Annotated in this window: 10 protein-coding genes; 7 read left to right on the plus strand and 3 right to left on the minus strand. The window is 71.1% G+C overall.

Annotated features, from left to right (window positions below):
• Positions 1-30 precede the first annotated feature (30 nt).
• Positions 31-591 carry an acyl-CoA thioesterase gene (locus AC3RX1_RS11235; RefSeq protein ID WP_491501322.1) on the plus strand — a complete coding sequence of 187 codons (561 nt, stop codon included), beginning with the start codon at positions 31-33 and terminating at the stop codon, positions 589-591.
• A 167-nt stretch (positions 592-758) separates the two neighbouring features.
• Here the strand turns inward: AC3RX1_RS11235 and AC3RX1_RS11240 are convergent, their stop codons facing one another.
• Positions 759-1640: a LysR family transcriptional regulator gene (locus tag AC3RX1_RS11240; RefSeq protein ID WP_491501388.1), complete on the minus strand. Its 882-nt coding sequence runs from the start codon at positions 1638-1640 to the stop codon at positions 759-761.
• Between the two features lie 134 nt (positions 1641-1774).
• Between AC3RX1_RS11240 and AC3RX1_RS11245 the strand changes: the two genes are divergently transcribed.
• The 6 genes from AC3RX1_RS11245 (at position 1775) to rocD (ending at position 11870) form a co-directional block, all read left to right on the plus strand.
• A complete protein-coding gene (locus AC3RX1_RS11245) occupies positions 1775-5476 on the plus strand; it encodes a proline dehydrogenase family protein (protein WP_491501389.1) in 3702 nt (1233 codons plus the stop codon).
• 370 nt (positions 5477-5846) lie between these two features.
• Positions 5847-8825 carry an alpha-mannosidase gene (locus tag AC3RX1_RS11250; protein WP_491501323.1) on the plus strand — a complete coding sequence of 993 codons (2979 nt, stop codon included), beginning with the start codon at positions 5847-5849 and terminating at the stop codon, positions 8823-8825.
• A gap of 70 nt (positions 8826-8895) precedes the next feature.
• The gene (locus tag AC3RX1_RS11255) at positions 8896-9165 is read left to right on the plus strand and encodes a ribbon-helix-helix protein, CopG family (RefSeq protein ID WP_491501324.1); all 270 of its coding nucleotides are present in this window, start codon (positions 8896-8898) and stop codon (positions 9163-9165) included.
• Positions 9166-9185: 20 nt separating this feature from the next.
• A complete protein-coding gene (locus AC3RX1_RS11260) occupies positions 9186-9596 on the plus strand; it encodes a type II toxin-antitoxin system VapC family toxin (RefSeq protein ID WP_491501325.1) in 411 nt (136 codons plus the stop codon).
• Positions 9597-9768: 172 nt separating this feature from the next.
• Positions 9769-10650 (plus strand): dimethylargininase, encoded by an 882-nt coding sequence (gene ddaH / locus AC3RX1_RS11265; protein ID WP_491501326.1) that lies wholly within the window; start codon positions 9769-9771, stop codon positions 10648-10650.
• Positions 10647-11870: an ornithine--oxo-acid transaminase gene (rocD, locus tag AC3RX1_RS11270; protein WP_491501327.1), complete on the plus strand. Its 1224-nt coding sequence runs from the start codon at positions 10647-10649 to the stop codon at positions 11868-11870. The genes ddaH and rocD overlap by 4 nt, the downstream gene beginning before the upstream one ends.
• Positions 11871-12048: 178 nt before the next feature.
• Here the strand turns inward: rocD and AC3RX1_RS11275 are convergent, their stop codons facing one another.
• Positions 12049-14052 (minus strand): prolyl oligopeptidase family serine peptidase, encoded by a 2004-nt coding sequence (locus tag AC3RX1_RS11275; protein WP_491501328.1) that lies wholly within the window; start codon positions 14050-14052, stop codon positions 12049-12051.
• A 122-nt stretch (positions 14053-14174) separates the two neighbouring features.
• Positions 14175-15722 carry a molybdopterin-dependent oxidoreductase gene (locus tag AC3RX1_RS11280; protein WP_491501329.1) on the minus strand — a complete coding sequence of 516 codons (1548 nt, stop codon included), beginning with the start codon at positions 15720-15722 and terminating at the stop codon, positions 14175-14177.
• Positions 15723-15762: the final 40 nt, after the last annotated feature.

Genomic DNA, 15762 nt, shown 5'->3' on the forward strand with positions numbered 1-15762 from the left:
GCAGTGCGGGAGGCGCTAGCATCGCCCCTCGTGAACGTGTGGTGGCGGACCCTCCTGACGATCCTGCGTGCGAAGGCGATGCTGCGGCGGCACGATGCCATCCCTCCCCGCTCCGTCGGACGCGTGCGCCTGCGCACCATGCCGACCGACCTCGACCTCCTCGGCCACATGAACAACGGGCGCTACGCCTCGCTGTTCGACCTCGGCCGGTTCGATCTGCTGATCCGCACGGGCATGTGGGATGTCGTGAACGAGCGCGGCTGGTACGCCGTCGTGGCGAGCGAGACGGTCACCTTCCGCAAGTCGCTCCAGCTGTGGCAGCGGTTCACCGTCGAGTCGCGGCTCGCCGGACACGATGACAAGTCGGTATACCTCGTGCATCGCGCGGTCGTGAAGGGTGAGATCTACGCCGAGATGCTCGTCCGCGCCCGGTTCCTGCGGCGCGGCGGCGGCATCGTCCCGCTCGAGGAGCTCTTCGAGGCGCTCTACCGCCCCGACGACCTCCCTCCGCTCGACGACTGGGTCGAGACGTGGGCGGCCGGCTCGGCGCTGCCCTCCACCAAGTCGCCGGCCCCCAGCGTCTGGGAGTAGCCGACCTGCGGCCAGCGTCGGCGAGCACCAGACCCGCGGCCAGCGTCGGCGAGTATCAGAGCCGCGCCCCGCGTCGGCGAGTATCAGACCTGCGCCCCGCGTCGGCGAGTATCAGACCCGCGCCCTCGGGTGAGCGATCCGGTCGCCGCTGAGAGTGAGCGACGCGGTCAGCGGGCGGCGAACGCCTCGTGCAGCGCGGCTCGCACGGCACGGATGCCGGGGGTCGACGCCGTCGCTCGACGTGCCGCCGTGAACAGCTCGCGTCGCGACGCCTCGGGCAGCTCGACCAGGCGCGCCGTCGGCGCGACGCCCGACCACACGAGATCGGGCAGCAACCCGACCGCATGGCCCGCCGTGATGAGCCGCACCTGGGCCGTGAGGTCGGCGATCTCGAACCGCACGTCGGGTTCGAATCCCGCCGCCCGGCATTGCTCCACCGCCCAGCGCCGCGCCGCCGTGCCGCGCGGTTCCATCGCCCATGCGCGATCCGCGAGCTGAGTCAGGGCGTCGGCTTCGTCATCCGGCGGCAGGGCGAGACGGATCGGGTCGTGACCGATCACGATCCGGTCGAGGTCGGCACGATGCTCCCGAGACGACCCCGGGTACTGCTCCGCGATGACGAGATCGAACCGCCGCGCCGACAGCTCGAACAGTCCCTCCTCGGGTGGCACCTCTGCCACCTCCACCCGCAGCGCCGGCTCGGTCTCGGCGAGGATCGACAGTGCCGGCGCGAGGATGGCCTGCGCTGCCGTCTGCATCACCGCGACCCGCACGGGAGCGGCCGCCGGTTGCAGGCGCTCCAGCTCGCCCCGCGCCTGCTCGTCGAGTTCCAGCGCGCGCTCGGCGTGCTGCGCCAGAAGCCGGCCCTGGGCGGTCAATCGCACGCCGCGGCCATCCGGCTCGAACAGCGGCACCCCCGCTTCGCGCTCGAGGAGGGCGAGTTGCTGCGAGATCGTCGACGGACTATACGCGAGCGCCTCGGCGACCGCGGCCAGCGTGCCCCGCAGCGCGAACTCATGCAGCATCCGCAATCGGCGCAACTCGAACACGGGCCCTGCTTTCATCGATGACCCTGAACTGAATCCATCATAGATGATCGCTATTCATGATGAGTCGGGTGACGCATCCTGGAAGGGTGAACCATGATGGGGTGCAGTCTGGAATGAGCCAGACGGGAGTGCAGATGAACCACGCACAGCCGCCGGTGCCGGCGGAGCCGGCCCACGAGGCCGTCGCTCTCGCGCAGCGCTGGGTGAACGAGTCGGCCGCCGCCGACGTCGACCCCGCCGCGCAGCGCCTGGCCGGCGTGCTGCAGGACGAGAACGGCCTTCCCTTCACGATCGGATTCGTCGACGGCGTAATGCGGCCCGAGTCTCTCGGCGCCGCCGCATCCAATCTGCATCGCGTCGCCCCCCTCGTCCCGCGATTCCTGCCCTGGTATCTGCGGGCCGCGGTGCGCCTCGGCGGCGCGGTCGCCCCCGTGCTGCCCTACCCCGTCGTCCCGATCGCCCGCAGCGTGCTGCGCGGAATGGTCGGCCACCTCATCGTCGACGCGCGCCCCGAGAAGCTCGGCCCGGCGATCGAGAAGCTGCGGGGCAGCGGGCACCGACTCAATCTCAACCTCCTCGGAGAGGCGGTCCTCGGCGAGCACGAGGCGAACCGACGCCTTGAGGGCATCCACGACCTCATCCGCCGCCCCGACGTCGATTACGTGTCGGTCAAGGTCTCGGCGATCGTCAGCCACCTGTCGATGTGGGCGTTCGATCAGGTCGTCGCCACTGTCGTCGACCGGCTCACGCCGCTGTACCTCACGGCTGCCGGGAACGGCACCTTCATCAACCTCGACATGGAGGAGTACCGCGACCTCGACCTGACGATCGCGGTCTTCACCCGCATCCTGTCCGACCCCCGCCTGAAGAACCTCGAGGCCGGCATCGTGCTGCAGGCCTACCTGCCCGACGCACTCCCCGCCCTCGACCGCCTCACCGACTGGGCGACGCAGCGCGTCGACGCCGGTGGCGCGCGCATCAAGGTGCGCCTCGTCAAGGGCGCCAACCTCGCCATGGAGCACGTCGACTCCGTGATGCACGGCTGGCAGCAGGCTCCGTACGGCAGCAAGCTCGACACCGACGCCAACTACCTGCGCTGCCTCGACGCCGCGCTGCGACCCGAGCGGACACGGGCGGTGCGGATGGGCGTGGCCGGTCACAACCTGTTCGACATCGCCTACGCCTGGCTGCTCGCCGGCGAGCGCGGGGTGCGCGCCGACGTCGAGTTCGAGATGCTGCTCGGCATGGCGCAGGGTCAGGTCGAAGCGGTCTCGCGGGAGGTCGGGCCCGTCCTCCTCTACGTCCCCGTAGTGAAGCCGAAGGAGTTCGACGTCGCGATCAGTTACCTCGTGCGCCGGCTGGAGGAGAACGCCTCGACCGAGAACTTCCTCTCCGCGGCGTTCGAGCTGCACGATGACGTGTCGCTGTTCGACCGCGAGCGGTCGCGGTTCCTCTCCTCGGTCGAGCGGGCGGTCGACGCGTCGCTGCACACCGGGCCGTTCCGCACACAGGACCGCACGGCCGAGGTCGCGACCCCCCCCTCTCGTCGTCTGCGCAGCGCACCGTCGGCGCTGAAGGAGGGGCTCACGGAGGCTGTGCTCGGGATCGCCCGCACCGCCGGCGCCGACGACACCGCAGCGATGGCTGAGACCGAAGCGGTGTCGGGGCTCAACGAGGGGCAGAGCTTCGGCGGCGACCGGTTCGTCGAGACCGCGGTGTTCTCGCCCCGCGAGTCGGGAACGCGCGCGACAGGCGCTCCTGGCTTCCGCAACGCCCCCGACTCCGACCCCGCTCTCCCCGCGAACCGTGCGTGGTCGGCACAGGTGCTGTCGCGCGTCGACACTTCGACGGCCGGCGACGCCACCCTCGAGGCGGCGCGGATGACGGATGCCGCAGACCTCGACGCGGTCGTCGCGCGGGTGCGGGACGCCGGCGCCGCGTGGGGAGCGAAGCCCGCCGCCCAGCGCTCCGCCGTGCTGCAGGCCGCCGCCCGGACGCTCGAGGCTCGCCGCGGCGAACTCATCGAGGTCGCCGCATCCGAGACCGGCAAGGTGTTCTCCGAGGGCGACATCGAGGTCAGCGAGGCCGTCGACTTCGCCAACTACTACGCCGCGACCGCGCGCGAGCTGGACAGCGTCGCCGGCGCCGTCTTCGTGCCGTCGAAGGTCACCGTCGTCACGCCGCCGTGGAACTTCCCCGTCGCGATCCCGACCGGGGGCGTCCTCGCGTCGCTCGCCGCCGGTTCGGGCGTCGTGTTCAAGCCCGCGCCTCAGGCGCGACGCTGTGCGGCTGTGATCGCGGAGGCCCTCTGGGACGCGGGAGTGCCGCGCGATGTGCTGGCCCTCGTCGACATCGACGAAGGCGGCCTCGGGCAGCAGCTCATCACGCACCCGGACGTCGACCGGGTCATCCTCACGGGTTCGTTCGAGACCGCGGCGCTGTTCCGCTCGTGGCGCCCCGACCTGCCCCTGCTGGCCGAGACCAGCGGCAAGAACGCGATGATCATCATGCCGTCGGCCGACCTCGACCTCGCCGCATCCGATCTCGTCAAGAGCGCTTTCGGGCACGCCGGACAGAAGTGCTCGGCCGCGTCGCTCGCGATCCTCGTCGGACCCGTGGGGCGCAGCGAGCGCTTCCGCCGGCAGCTCATCGACTCGGTGCAGTCCTTGCGCGTCGGCCCGCCGACCGACCCGTCGGCCGAGGTCAGCCCCGTGATCGAGCCGCCGCAGGGCAAGCTCGCGTGGGCGCTCAGCACCCTCGAGCCGGGCGAGAGCTGGCTCGTCGAGCCGAAGCCGCTCGATTTCGGCCCGGAGACGGCCGGCCGGTACTGGACCCCCGGTGTGCGCGTCGGCGTGCAGCCGGGCTCCCGGTTCCACCGGGAGGAGTTCTTCGGACCGGTGATGGGCGTCATGCACGCTGCGACGCTCGCGGAGGCGATCGAGATCCAGAACGCGGTCGCATACGGACTGACGGCGGGCCTGTACACGCAGAACCCCGACGACCTGGCGCAGTGGCTCGACCACGTCGAGGCCGGAAACCTCTATGTGAACCGCGGCATCACGGGAGCGATCGTGCAGCGCCAGCCGTTCGGCGGCTGGAAGCGCTCGTCGGTCGGCGCCGGCACGAAGGCCGGTGGGCCCAACTACCTCGTGGGGCTCGGTTCGTGGCGCGCATCGGCGGGGACCGCGGCGTCGAAGACGCTGCACCTGCGCGGGCTCGACTCCCGCATCACCGACGTGATCGAGGCGGCGCAGCCGTCGCTCGACTTCGCCGCGTTCGAGTGGCTGCGGCGCGCGGCCCTGTCGGACGCGGTGGCCTGGGACCGCGAGTTCGGGCAGGTGAAGGATGTCTCGCGCCTGGGTGTCGAGCGCAACCTGTTCCGGTACCGCCCGCTGCCGGTCGCGGTGCGAGCGACGGCGGATGCCACGGTTCAGGAGATCCTGCGTGTGGCGCTCGCGGGGGTTCGGGCCGGGTCGGAGTTGACCCTGTCGCTCGCCGCCGGGCTGCCCGCCGAGGTGCGGCGCGTGCTGTCGGATCAGAGCGTCGCGGTGTTCGTCGAGACGGATGAGCAGTGGATGCAGCGGATCGGCGCGGGCGACGCGACGGAGTCGGCCGCCGCGTCGCGGGTGCGGTTGGTCGGCCGGCCCGAGTCGGTGGCGGCGCTGCACAGCGCGCTCGCGACGCAGGTGAACGGCGATCCCGACCTCGCTGTGTACGACAACGAGATCACCACGGCCGGCCGGCTCGAGCTGCTGCCATTCCTGCACGAGCAGGCGATCGCCATCACGGCGCACCGCTTCGGCAACCCGGACGATTGGTCGCAGGGTGTGATCTGAGCCCGCTGTTCGTGGTGTGGCCAGCACTTCCTGCGTTCGCCGCTCGTGACGGACGCGCGGAGCTGGGCGCGCCCAGCCCGATGCAGGCGGGATCGCATGCGATGATCCCGCTCCCTTGACCGTTTCTTGAAGACGTATTGAACCTCCGGTTCACACGCCTCACGAGAGGTGTGTGAACGGGAAGTTCAATACGCGGAGCAAGACATGCCCGGTGCGCGGTGCGCGGTGCTCGGTGCTCGGTGCACCCCGATCGCCGATGGCGCCGTTCGGCTCTCCGACGGCGAAGGGACGAACAACCGGTGTCGTGCCACGTGGACGCCCCGGAGATCTGCCAGCGTGGGATTCACGCGCGTCGCACGAAGGAGTCAGCATGCACGACACCCAGGCCCTGTCGATCGGGCGCGCTCGCCGCGTGCTCGAGGAGCGCCTGCGCCCGGCGATCCACACGGACCCGCATCCGCTGGCCGTCGCCGCCCACGTCGTCGGCGGTGAGCCGATCCCCGTCGCCGCCGGAATCCAAGGGCCGTTCGAGCCGTTCGCCGTCGGAACGGCGTGGGGTCGCGCCTGGGACACGACGTGGTTCCGCTTCACCGGCGAGATGCCGCCGTCGTTCGCCGGCCGCCGCATCGAGGCGGTGGTCGACCTCGGCTTCAACACCGCCGTCCCGGGATTCCAGGCCGAGGGCCTCGCCTACCGCGCCGACGGCACACCCCTGCGGGCGGTGCACCCGCGCGCCCAGTGGGTTCCGGTCCACGACACCGGCGATGCGGAGTTCTACCTCGAAGCTGCGTCGAACCCCGTCATCCTCGACCTCGCCGCACCGTTCCGCCCCACCGAGCGCGGCGAGTGGTCCACGGCCGGCGACGAGCCGCTGTACCGCCTCGCGCGCGCCGACCTCTGCGTATTCGAGGAAGAGGTGTTCGAGCTCGTCCATGACGTGGAGGTGCTGCTGCAGCTGGCCGAACAGCTCCCGGCGGAGTCCACGCGACGCGCACGCATCCTGCACGCCCTCGACCTCGCGCTCGACCGCCTCGACCTCAACGACATCCCAGGTACTGCCGCCGACGCGCGCGGCGTGCTCGCCGAACCGCTCGCGGCTCCGGCCGACGCGAGCGCGCAGCACATCACCGCGATCGGCCATGCCCACATCGACTCCGCCTGGCTGTGGCCGCTGCGCGAGACCGTCCGCAAGGTCGCGCGCACCGCCGCATCGATGACGCGCCTGCTCGACGAGCATCCGGAGTTCCTGTACGCGATGTCGAGTGCGCAGCAGTTCGCGTGGCTGCGCGACGAGCGGCCGGAGGTGTTCGCCCGTGTGAAGGATGCCGTCGCTGCCGGCCGGTTCATCCCCGTCGGCGGCATGTGGGTCGAGACGGATGCCGTGCTCCCGGGCGGCGAGTCGATCGTCCGTCAGATCGCCTACGGCCAGCGCTTCTTCTGCGAGGAGTTCGGCATCGAGTGCCGCGGCGCCTGGCTCCCCGACAGCTTCGGCTACTCGGGCGCGCTCCCGCAGATCCTCGTCGGCGCCGGGTTCGAGTGGTTCCTCACGCAGAAGATGTCGTGGAACCAGACGAACCGCTTCCCGCATCACACGTTCTGGTGGGAGGGGATCGACGGCACCCGCGTGTTCACGCACTTCCCGCCGATGGACACCTACGAGGCCCAGCTCACCGGCGCCGAGATCGCTCGCGCGACGCGTCAGTTCGGCGAGAAGGCCGTCGCATCCTCCACACTCGCCCCGACCGGCTACGGCGACGGCGGCGGCGGAACGACCCGCGAGGCGATCGCCCGTGCGCGGCGCCTCCGGAACCTCGAGGGCAGCGCCCACGTGGAGTGGGAGACACCCGACGCGTTCTTCGCGCGCGCGAGGGCCGAGCTGCCGGATGCGCCGGTGTGGCGCGGTGAGCTGTACCTGGAGCTCCACCGTGCCACGTATACGACCCAGCACGCGATGAAGCAGGGGAACCGCACCAACGAGGAGCTGCTGCGCCGAGCCGAGCTGTGGGCGGCGACAGCCGCGGTGCGCACCGGCGTCGAGTATCCCTACGACGCGCTCGACGATGCCTGGCGCGAGGTGCTGCTGCTGCAGTTCCACGACATCCTGCCGGGCTCGGCGATCGCCTGGGTCCACCGCGAGGCGCGCGAGCGCCATGCGCGGGTCGAGCGGACGCTGCGCGCGATCATCGGCGACGCGCTCGCCGCCCTCGGGGTCGAACGGGCGGAGGACGGGCCGCTCCTCCTGAACTCAGCCGCCGTGCCGCAGCGCGGCGTGCCGGCGGGCGCGGTGGGTCCCTGGGAGTTGGCGGTACCGGTACAGGTCGGACGGGACGGCGACGGATTCGTCCTTGTGAGCGATGCCGTGCGGGTGGCGGTCGACGCATCCGGTCGCATCACGTCGGCGGTCGATCGCGTGACGGGGCGTGACGCGATCCCCGCCGGGCTCGCGGGAAACGCGCTGCAGCTGCACCAGGACTTCCCGAACCAGTGGGATGCGTGGGATGTCGACGCCCATTACCGCGGCCGTCACGACGACATCCGGGGTCGGGCGCACGTGGAGGGCGACGCGATCGTCGTGGAGGCCGACTTCGGCGCCTCGCGCATCCGTCAGCGACTGAGTCTCGCCGACGACGGCCGCACCGTGGTGATCGACAACGAGATCGACTGGCACGAGAGCGAGCGGTTCCTGAAGCTCGCGTTCCCGGTCGACGTCTTCACCGACGAGGTGGTCGCCGAGACGCAATTCGGGCACCACACCCGGCCCACGCACACGAACACCTCGTGGGACGCCGCGCGATTCGAGCAGCACGCGCAGCGCTGGTTCCTCCTGGAGGAGCCTGGGTTCGGTGTGGCGTTCCTGAACGACTCGAGCTACGGCTTCGACGCGACGCGGGCGACGCACGAGGGGCGCGTCATCAACGTCGCGCGCTTTTCGATGCTGCGCGCGCCGCGCTACCCCGATCCGCACACCGATCAGGGAGTGCAGCGGATGCGGTTCGGCCTGGTGGTCGGTGCCGGGGCGACGGATGCCGCGGCCGCCGCATCCCGATTCGTCGCGCCTGTCGAGCCGGCCGCCGGTGCCGATGTGGCGCCGCTCGTGCGGGTCACGGGCGCGGTGCTGAGTGCGGTGAAGCTCGCCGACGACCGCTCCGGCGACGTCGTCGTGCGGGTGCACGAGGAGCGCGGCGGCCGTTCGACGGCGGTTGTGGCGCTGCCGTCCGGCGACGTGGTGCGCGCCGACCTGCTGGAGCGGCCCGGGGAGCCGGTCGCCGTGGATGATGCCGACGGAGAGTCGACGGTCACCCTGCAGCTGCGCCCGTTCGAGATCGCGACGCTGCGCGTGCGCCGCTGACGCGCGCGATCGTGACGCGAGCGGCCGCCCGTTCTGCGCATGGATGTGTAGGCATGTGTACCATGGCCACATGGCCACCCTCGATCGACGCGTGCAAGTGCTTTTCGACGAAGAGCTCTATGAGCGACTCGTCGCCGAAGCGCGCGAGGAACGGATGAGCGTCGGCGCCCTGATCCGAGACGCGGTCGATGACCGGTTGAATCGGCGACGAGCAGACGCGGTGGCGGCGCTGCGCCGATTGTTCGCCAGCGGCGACGAGCGTCCGCAGCCCATGGAGGATTGGGAATCGGTCAAGGACAACCTCCTCGACCGGCCCTCCCTCCCTGGGGAAGCGCCATGAACCCGATGAGTGAGGATGCGGTGCTGATCGATGCCGCCGTCGCACTCCACGCTCTGGGCGCGCCCAGCCCACGTCAGGCCGCCAGTCGACGATTCCTTCTGGGGCTGGCTCTCGGGCGCGGCCGCGCCTATGCGAGCACGGAGATGATTCAAGAAGTCGTCCACCATCGGCTTCGTGCGCTGGGCGATCGAAGGGTGGCTGTCGCGGATGCCCGTGAGGTCACGCGAGGAGTGACCGTGCTGCACTTCGACCGCGAGGTGCTCGATCTCGCGCTCGAATTGATCGAACGCACTCACGTCCGCGGTCGAGATGCCGTGCACGCGGCGACCGCACTCGCCTACGGCATCGGCAAGATCGCATCGCCTGACCCTGCCTTCGACGACATCCCCGGTTTGACGCGCGTCGACCCTCTGACCGCCGTCGCACGGTGAGCACGAGGGAACCAGGCCCAACGGCACGCTGAACGCCGGCTGACCGGGTCACCGCGTCGGCAGTGAGAGAATGGATGCGGCGTGCCCGTGTCGCATCTTCCCCACCATGCTGGGTCGAACTTCCGCCGGGCCCGAGGACGGCGTCCGCCAATCACGTTCAGTGAGGAGCAGAATGTCCCTTTCCGAAACTGCAGTCGCCGACGCGCAGGCCTCCGTCCGCATCCAGCAGCACCGCCGGTACCTCATGTGCAAGCCCGCCTACTTCACCGTCGCGTACGAGATCAACCCGTGGATGCACAAGGCTGACCCGACCGACACGCCCAAGGCCGTCCGGCAGTGGCAGACGCTGTACGACACGTACCTCGCGCTCGGCCACGAGGTCGAGCTGATCGACCCCGTCGAGGGCCTCCCCGACATGGTCTACACCGCCAACGGCGGGTTCATCGTCGACGGGACCGCGCTCGGTGTGAAGTTCTCCGTCGACGAGCGCCGCGGCGAAGAGCGGCCGTTCATGGACTGGTTCGCCGCCCACGGCTTCGAGGTCGTCGAGCCGATCGCCGCCCAGGAGGGCGAAGGCGACATCCTCCTCGCCGGCAGCACGATCCTGGCCGGATACGGCTTCCGCTCCTCGATCGAAAGCCACCGCGAGATCGCCGACATCTTCGGCCGCGAGGTCGTCTCGCTGAAGCTGATCGATCCGCACTTCTACCATCTCGACACCGCGATCAGCGTTCTCGATCCGGTGGAGGGCCCCGGCGGCGTCGAGAAGGCGAACATCGCCTACCTGCCGAGCGCGTTCGACGACCGCAGCCGCGGCATCCTCGAGGACCTCTTCCCCGACGCGATCCGCGTGGCCGACGCCGACGGCGCCGTGTTCGGCCTCAACTCCGCCAGCGACGGCCGCAACGTCTTCATCTCGCCCCGTGCCACGGGCTACGACGCCCAGCTGCGCGAGCGCGGGTACAACCCCGTGCACGTCGACCTCTCGGAGCTCCTGCTCGGCGGCGGCGGCATCAAGTGCTGCACGCTCGAACTGCGCGGAGGCACCCGATGAGCAGCGCTCCCACCCTCGACACCACCGCGATGAAGATCATCCGCGCTGAAGACGAGCACCTCGCGCACAACTACAGCCCACTCCCCGTCGTCGTCGCCGAGGGCGAGGGCGTCTGGGTGACGGATGTCGAAGGCAAGCGGTACCTCGACCTGCTCTCGGCCTACTCGGCCCTGAACTTCGGGCATCGGCATCCGGCTCTCGTCGCAGCCGCCACCGAGCAGCTCGGCCGGCTGACCCTCACGAGCCGTGCGTTCCACAACGACAAGCTCGGCGCATTCGCCGCCGCGCTCGCCGAGCTGTGCGGCAAGGACCTCGTACTGCCGATGAACACCGGTGCCGAGGCCGTCGAGACCGGCATCAAGACCGCCCGTGCATGGGCGTACCGGGTCAAGGGCGTCGCTCCGGATGCCGCGACCATCGTGGTCGCGGACGGCAACTTCCACGGCCGCACCACCACGATCGTCGGCTTCAGCGACGACGACAGCGCACGCGACAGCTTCGGGCCGTTCGCGCCCGGCTTCGTCAACGTCGCGTACGGCGACGCCGCTGCGATCGAGGCGGCGATCACCCCCGACACCGCCGCGGTGCTGATCGAGCCCATCCAGGGCGAGGCCGGCGTCATCATCCCTCCGGACGGCTACCTGCAGGCCGTGCGCGAGATCTGCACCCGCAACAACGTGCTGTTCATCGCGGACGAGATCCAGGCGGGACTCGGCCGCGTCGGCACGACGTTCGCGTGCGAACGCGAGGGCGTCGTCCCCGACATCTACCTGCTCGGCAAGGCGCTCGGCGGCGGCATCCTCCCCGTCTCGGCGATCGCCGCCGACGAGGAGGTGCTGGGGGTCATCCGCCCCGGTGAGCACGGGTCGACGTTCGGCGGCAACCCGCTCGCCGCCGCCGTCGGCCTGAAGGTCGTCGAGCTGCTGTCGACCGGTGAGTTCCAGAAGCGCGCCGCGCTGCTCGGCGAGCACCTCGCCGCCCGGCTGGACGAGCTGATCGGGCACGGTGTCACCGCCGTGCGCGTGGCGGGCCTGTGGGCCGGCGTCGACATCGACCCGACCGTCGGAACGGGACGCGAGATCGCCGAGAGGCTCCTGGCCCGCGGCGTGCTGGTGAAGGACACGCACGGCCAGACGATCCGCATCGCGCCGCCGCTCACGATCCGGGCGACCGAGCTCGACTGGGCGATCGAGCAGCTCAAGGTCGCACTGGAGGGCTGACTCCGCGGGAGGAAGTCCCGAGCCGAAGGGCGCTCAGGGACGCACGTCGAGGTAGGCCCTTCGACTCGCTGCGCTCGCTTAGGGACCTGGCGTGGTAGGTCCCTGAGCGAGGACGCTTCGACTCGCTTCGCTCGCTCAGCGCGGGTCTGCGCGACGAGTCGAAGGGCCGCCGGAGCGCTCACGCCAGGCCGGTGTGGTGCGCGGCGAACGCGAGCTGGTCGGCGAACTCGGCGGCCGCCGCATCCTTCGGCTTGCCCATGCCGTGGCCGGCCCGGGTGTCGACGGCGAGCAGGATGGGCGCGTCGCCGGCCTGCGCATGCTGCAGCGCCGCGGCGAACTTCAGCGAGTGCCCGGGCACGACGCGGTCGTCGTGGTCGCCGGTGGTGATGAGCGTCGGCGGGTACGCCGTGCCCGGCCGCACGTTGTGCAGCGGCGAGTAGGCGCGCAGGGAGGCGAACGCGTCGGCGTCGTCGGGGTCGCCGTAATCGCTGGTCCACGCCCACCCGATCGTGAAGCGGTGGAACCGCAGCATGTCGAGCACGCCGACCCCGGGCAGCACGGCCGCCCACAGGTCGGGACGCTGCGTCACAGCGGCGCCCGCGAGCAAGCCCCCGTTCGACCTGCCGTGCAGGGCGAGCTGCTCGCGCGTCGTGACACCGGTCGCGACGAGGTGCTCGGCCACGGCGTAGAGGTCGTCGAACACCTGCTGCTTGTGTTCCTTCGTTCCGGCGTGATGCCAGTCCGATCCGAACTCGCCGCCGCCGCGCAGGTTCGGCACGACCAGCACACCGCCGGCCGCCACCCATGCCGCGAGGATGGGGCGGAAGCCGGGGTTCATCGGGATGTTGAACCCGCCGTATCCCCAGATGAGCGTCGGCCGCGGTTCCCCCTCCCCGTCGTCGGCAGGACGCACGACGAACGCCGGCACATCGGCGCCGTCGGTGCTCGCCACGCGGATGCGGTCGGTCACGGCGTCCGGCGCCGCCGGCCCGGGCGTCGGCAGGGTCCGATGCTGCAGAACGGATGCGTCGTCCACTTCGAGTACGTGCCGCGTCCCCCGGTCCACGAAGCTCGCGGTTCGCACGTACACGCGGCCGGTCTCGTCGTCGGTCGAGACATCCGTGATGCTCACGCCGTCGCCGAGAGGAAGGTCCTCGCCGAGAACGCCGTCGAACGTCGCGAGCTGCGCGCGATGCGACGCGTCGTGGGAGTACTCGAGCACGAGCCCGTATGCCGTCAGGTGCGCGTTCAGGAGAACGTCGTCCTCGTGCTCGGGGACGACGGTGCGCTGATCGCCGGTCCACAGGTCGAATCCCGCGAGCCGGTATCGCGGCGCTCCCTCGTCGGTCACGACGTACAGGACGTCGTCGTGGATGCCGATGGTGTGCCAGTCGTGCTCACGACCGCGGACCAGCTGACGCAGGTCGTTCTCGTCGTGCCGCCGCACCGCGAGGTCGTTGCCGGACGACGATCCGCCGTCGGTGAGCAGCACGAACCAGTCGTCGTCGCCGGGCCACTGCCGTGCGAACGTGCGCGGCTCGTCCGGCCGTGAGAACACGACGGCGTCGGCCGACGCATCCTGCCCGATGACATGCGCCTGCAGCCGTCCGGCGCCCTGCTCGTCGGTGAGCGCGTTGCCCGCCGGCTCGTCGTAGCACCAGTACGTGAACGAACGGGCGCCGGGAAGCCACACCGGGCGGTTCCACTTCGTCCACGGGATCTCGTCGGGAAGGTCTTCGCCGGTCGCGACATCCCGCACCCGGATCGTGCGCCAGTCGGACCCTCCGTCGGCCACGCCGTAGGCGAGCAGCGCCCCGTCGGGGCTGACGGCTGCCGTCGTCACGGCCCGGGTGCCGTCGGCCGAGAGCGTGTTCGGGTCGAGCAGCACGCGCCCGCCCTCGAGTCCGTCCACGGTGTCGGCGACCACGAGCACGTCCTGATTCTGCCCGTCGTTCTGCCAGGCGAACACGCGCCCGCCCTTCTCGAACGGGCAGCCGCGGGTGGGCGCGTGCAGCAGCGCCGACACCGACGCGAGGAAGCCGGGGCGGCCGGGCAGCGCATCCAGAACCGGTCGCGCGTGGGCGTTCTGCGCGGCGACGAACGCCGCGGTCTCGGGCGCGTCGGCGTCTTCGAGCCAGCGGTACGGGTCGTCGACGGTGTGTCCGTGGAGGGTCTCTGTCACGTCACCACGATGTGCGGAAGGGGAGGGATGCATCCCCTCATCGTTTCACGGCCCTTCGACTTCAGTCCCGTCAGGTCCCTGAGCGAGGAGCGCAGCGACGAGTCGAAGGGCGGCGCCGACGCTCACGCGACGTGCACCGTGACCTCGTGCCACCCCGTCGCCCCATCCGGCACGGGTGGCGCCTGCTGCGCCGTCTGCACCTCGCCGGTGCGGCTCGTCGCGCGGCATCGGACGGTGTGGTCGCCGGGCTCCGCGCGCCACGGCAGGCGCCACTGCACCCAGGTGTCGACGGAGATCGCAGGAGCGAGCTGTGCGGTGCGCCAGGGGCCGCCGTCGACCGACACCTCGACCTTCGACACCCCGACGTGCTGCTGCCAGGCGACCCCGGCGATCACCGCATCGTCTGCGGCGACCGTCTGAGAGGCGTTCGGCACGTCGATGCGCGACTCGAGCTTGATGGGGCCCCGCGGAGCCCATCCCTGCGTCGTCCAGTACGCGGTGGCACGATCGAACCGCGTCACCTCGAGATCGACGACCCACTTCGTCGCCGAGACGTAGCCGTACAGGCCGGGGACCACCATCCGCACCGGGAAGCCGTGCTCCGGGGGAAGCGGTGCGCCGTTCATGCCGACCGCGAGGATCGCAGCCCGGTCGTCGGTGAGCACCGCGAGGGGAGTCGACGCGGTGAAGCCGTCGGCCGAGCGCGACAGCACCATGTCGGCATCGGGATGCGGGCTCGCTCGGGCGAGCAGGTGCCGGATCGGGTAGCCGAGCCATCGTGCATTGCCGACGAGGTCGCCGCCGACCTCGTTCGAGACGCACGTCAGCGTCGTGTAGCTCTCCTCGAGAGGGAGGGCGAGCAGTTCGTCCCACGTGAGCGTGATCGTCCTGTCGACGAGCCCGTGGATGCGTAGCGACCACTGTGCCGGGTCGACCTGGGGCACGAGCAGCGCGGTGTCGATGCGGTAGAACCGCCCGGCGGGCGTCACGAGCGGCGCGAGGCCCGGCACATCGAGTGCGGCTCCCGCGGGGATCGGTGCCGCCGGATGCGTCGGCGCCGGCAGGCGGAGGGCTCGGCGCGCTGCAGCAGCCGTGCGGGCGCCCGCCTGCAGCAGCGTGCCGCCCACCGTCGCGGCGACGCCGATCAGCGCCGCGGCGCCCGCGAGCACGAAGAAGCGCCGGCGATCGAGGCCGGCGCCGGGCGGGGCCGCGCCGGCATCCGCAGCGGTTCGGGAGGCGCGGGTCGCGCGGCGGGCGAGCGGGCCGATTGCGAAGGCCGCGACGGCACCGGCGACCGCCGACGGCGCCCATGCGAGGCCGCCGGCATCCGCCCGCGTCACAGCGGCTGCGATCCCGACCACGCCGAGCGCGGCGCACAGGAGAGCACCCACGCGCGGGTATTGCGCCTCGAGCAGGCCCAGGCCGCCAGAAGCGGCGACCAGCACGACGCCGATGCCCACGATCAGCGCGGTCTTGTCCGCCGTGCCGAACAGCGTGATCGCCGTCTCCTTCGCCCACCCCGGGGCGAGATCGATGAGCGCATCGCCGACCGCCGCGACCGGGCTCGACGACGGCGCGAACGCCGCCGCGACGAGCTCGCCGAGGCCGACCCCCAGCACCACGGCGGCGATTCCCGCCAGCCCCGCTCGCAGTCTCGTCGACCCGCTCACGATGCGAGCCTACGACCGTGCCGGGGCCTCGGGATCGGTC

The organism is Microbacterium altimontanum (assembly GCF_058349865.2).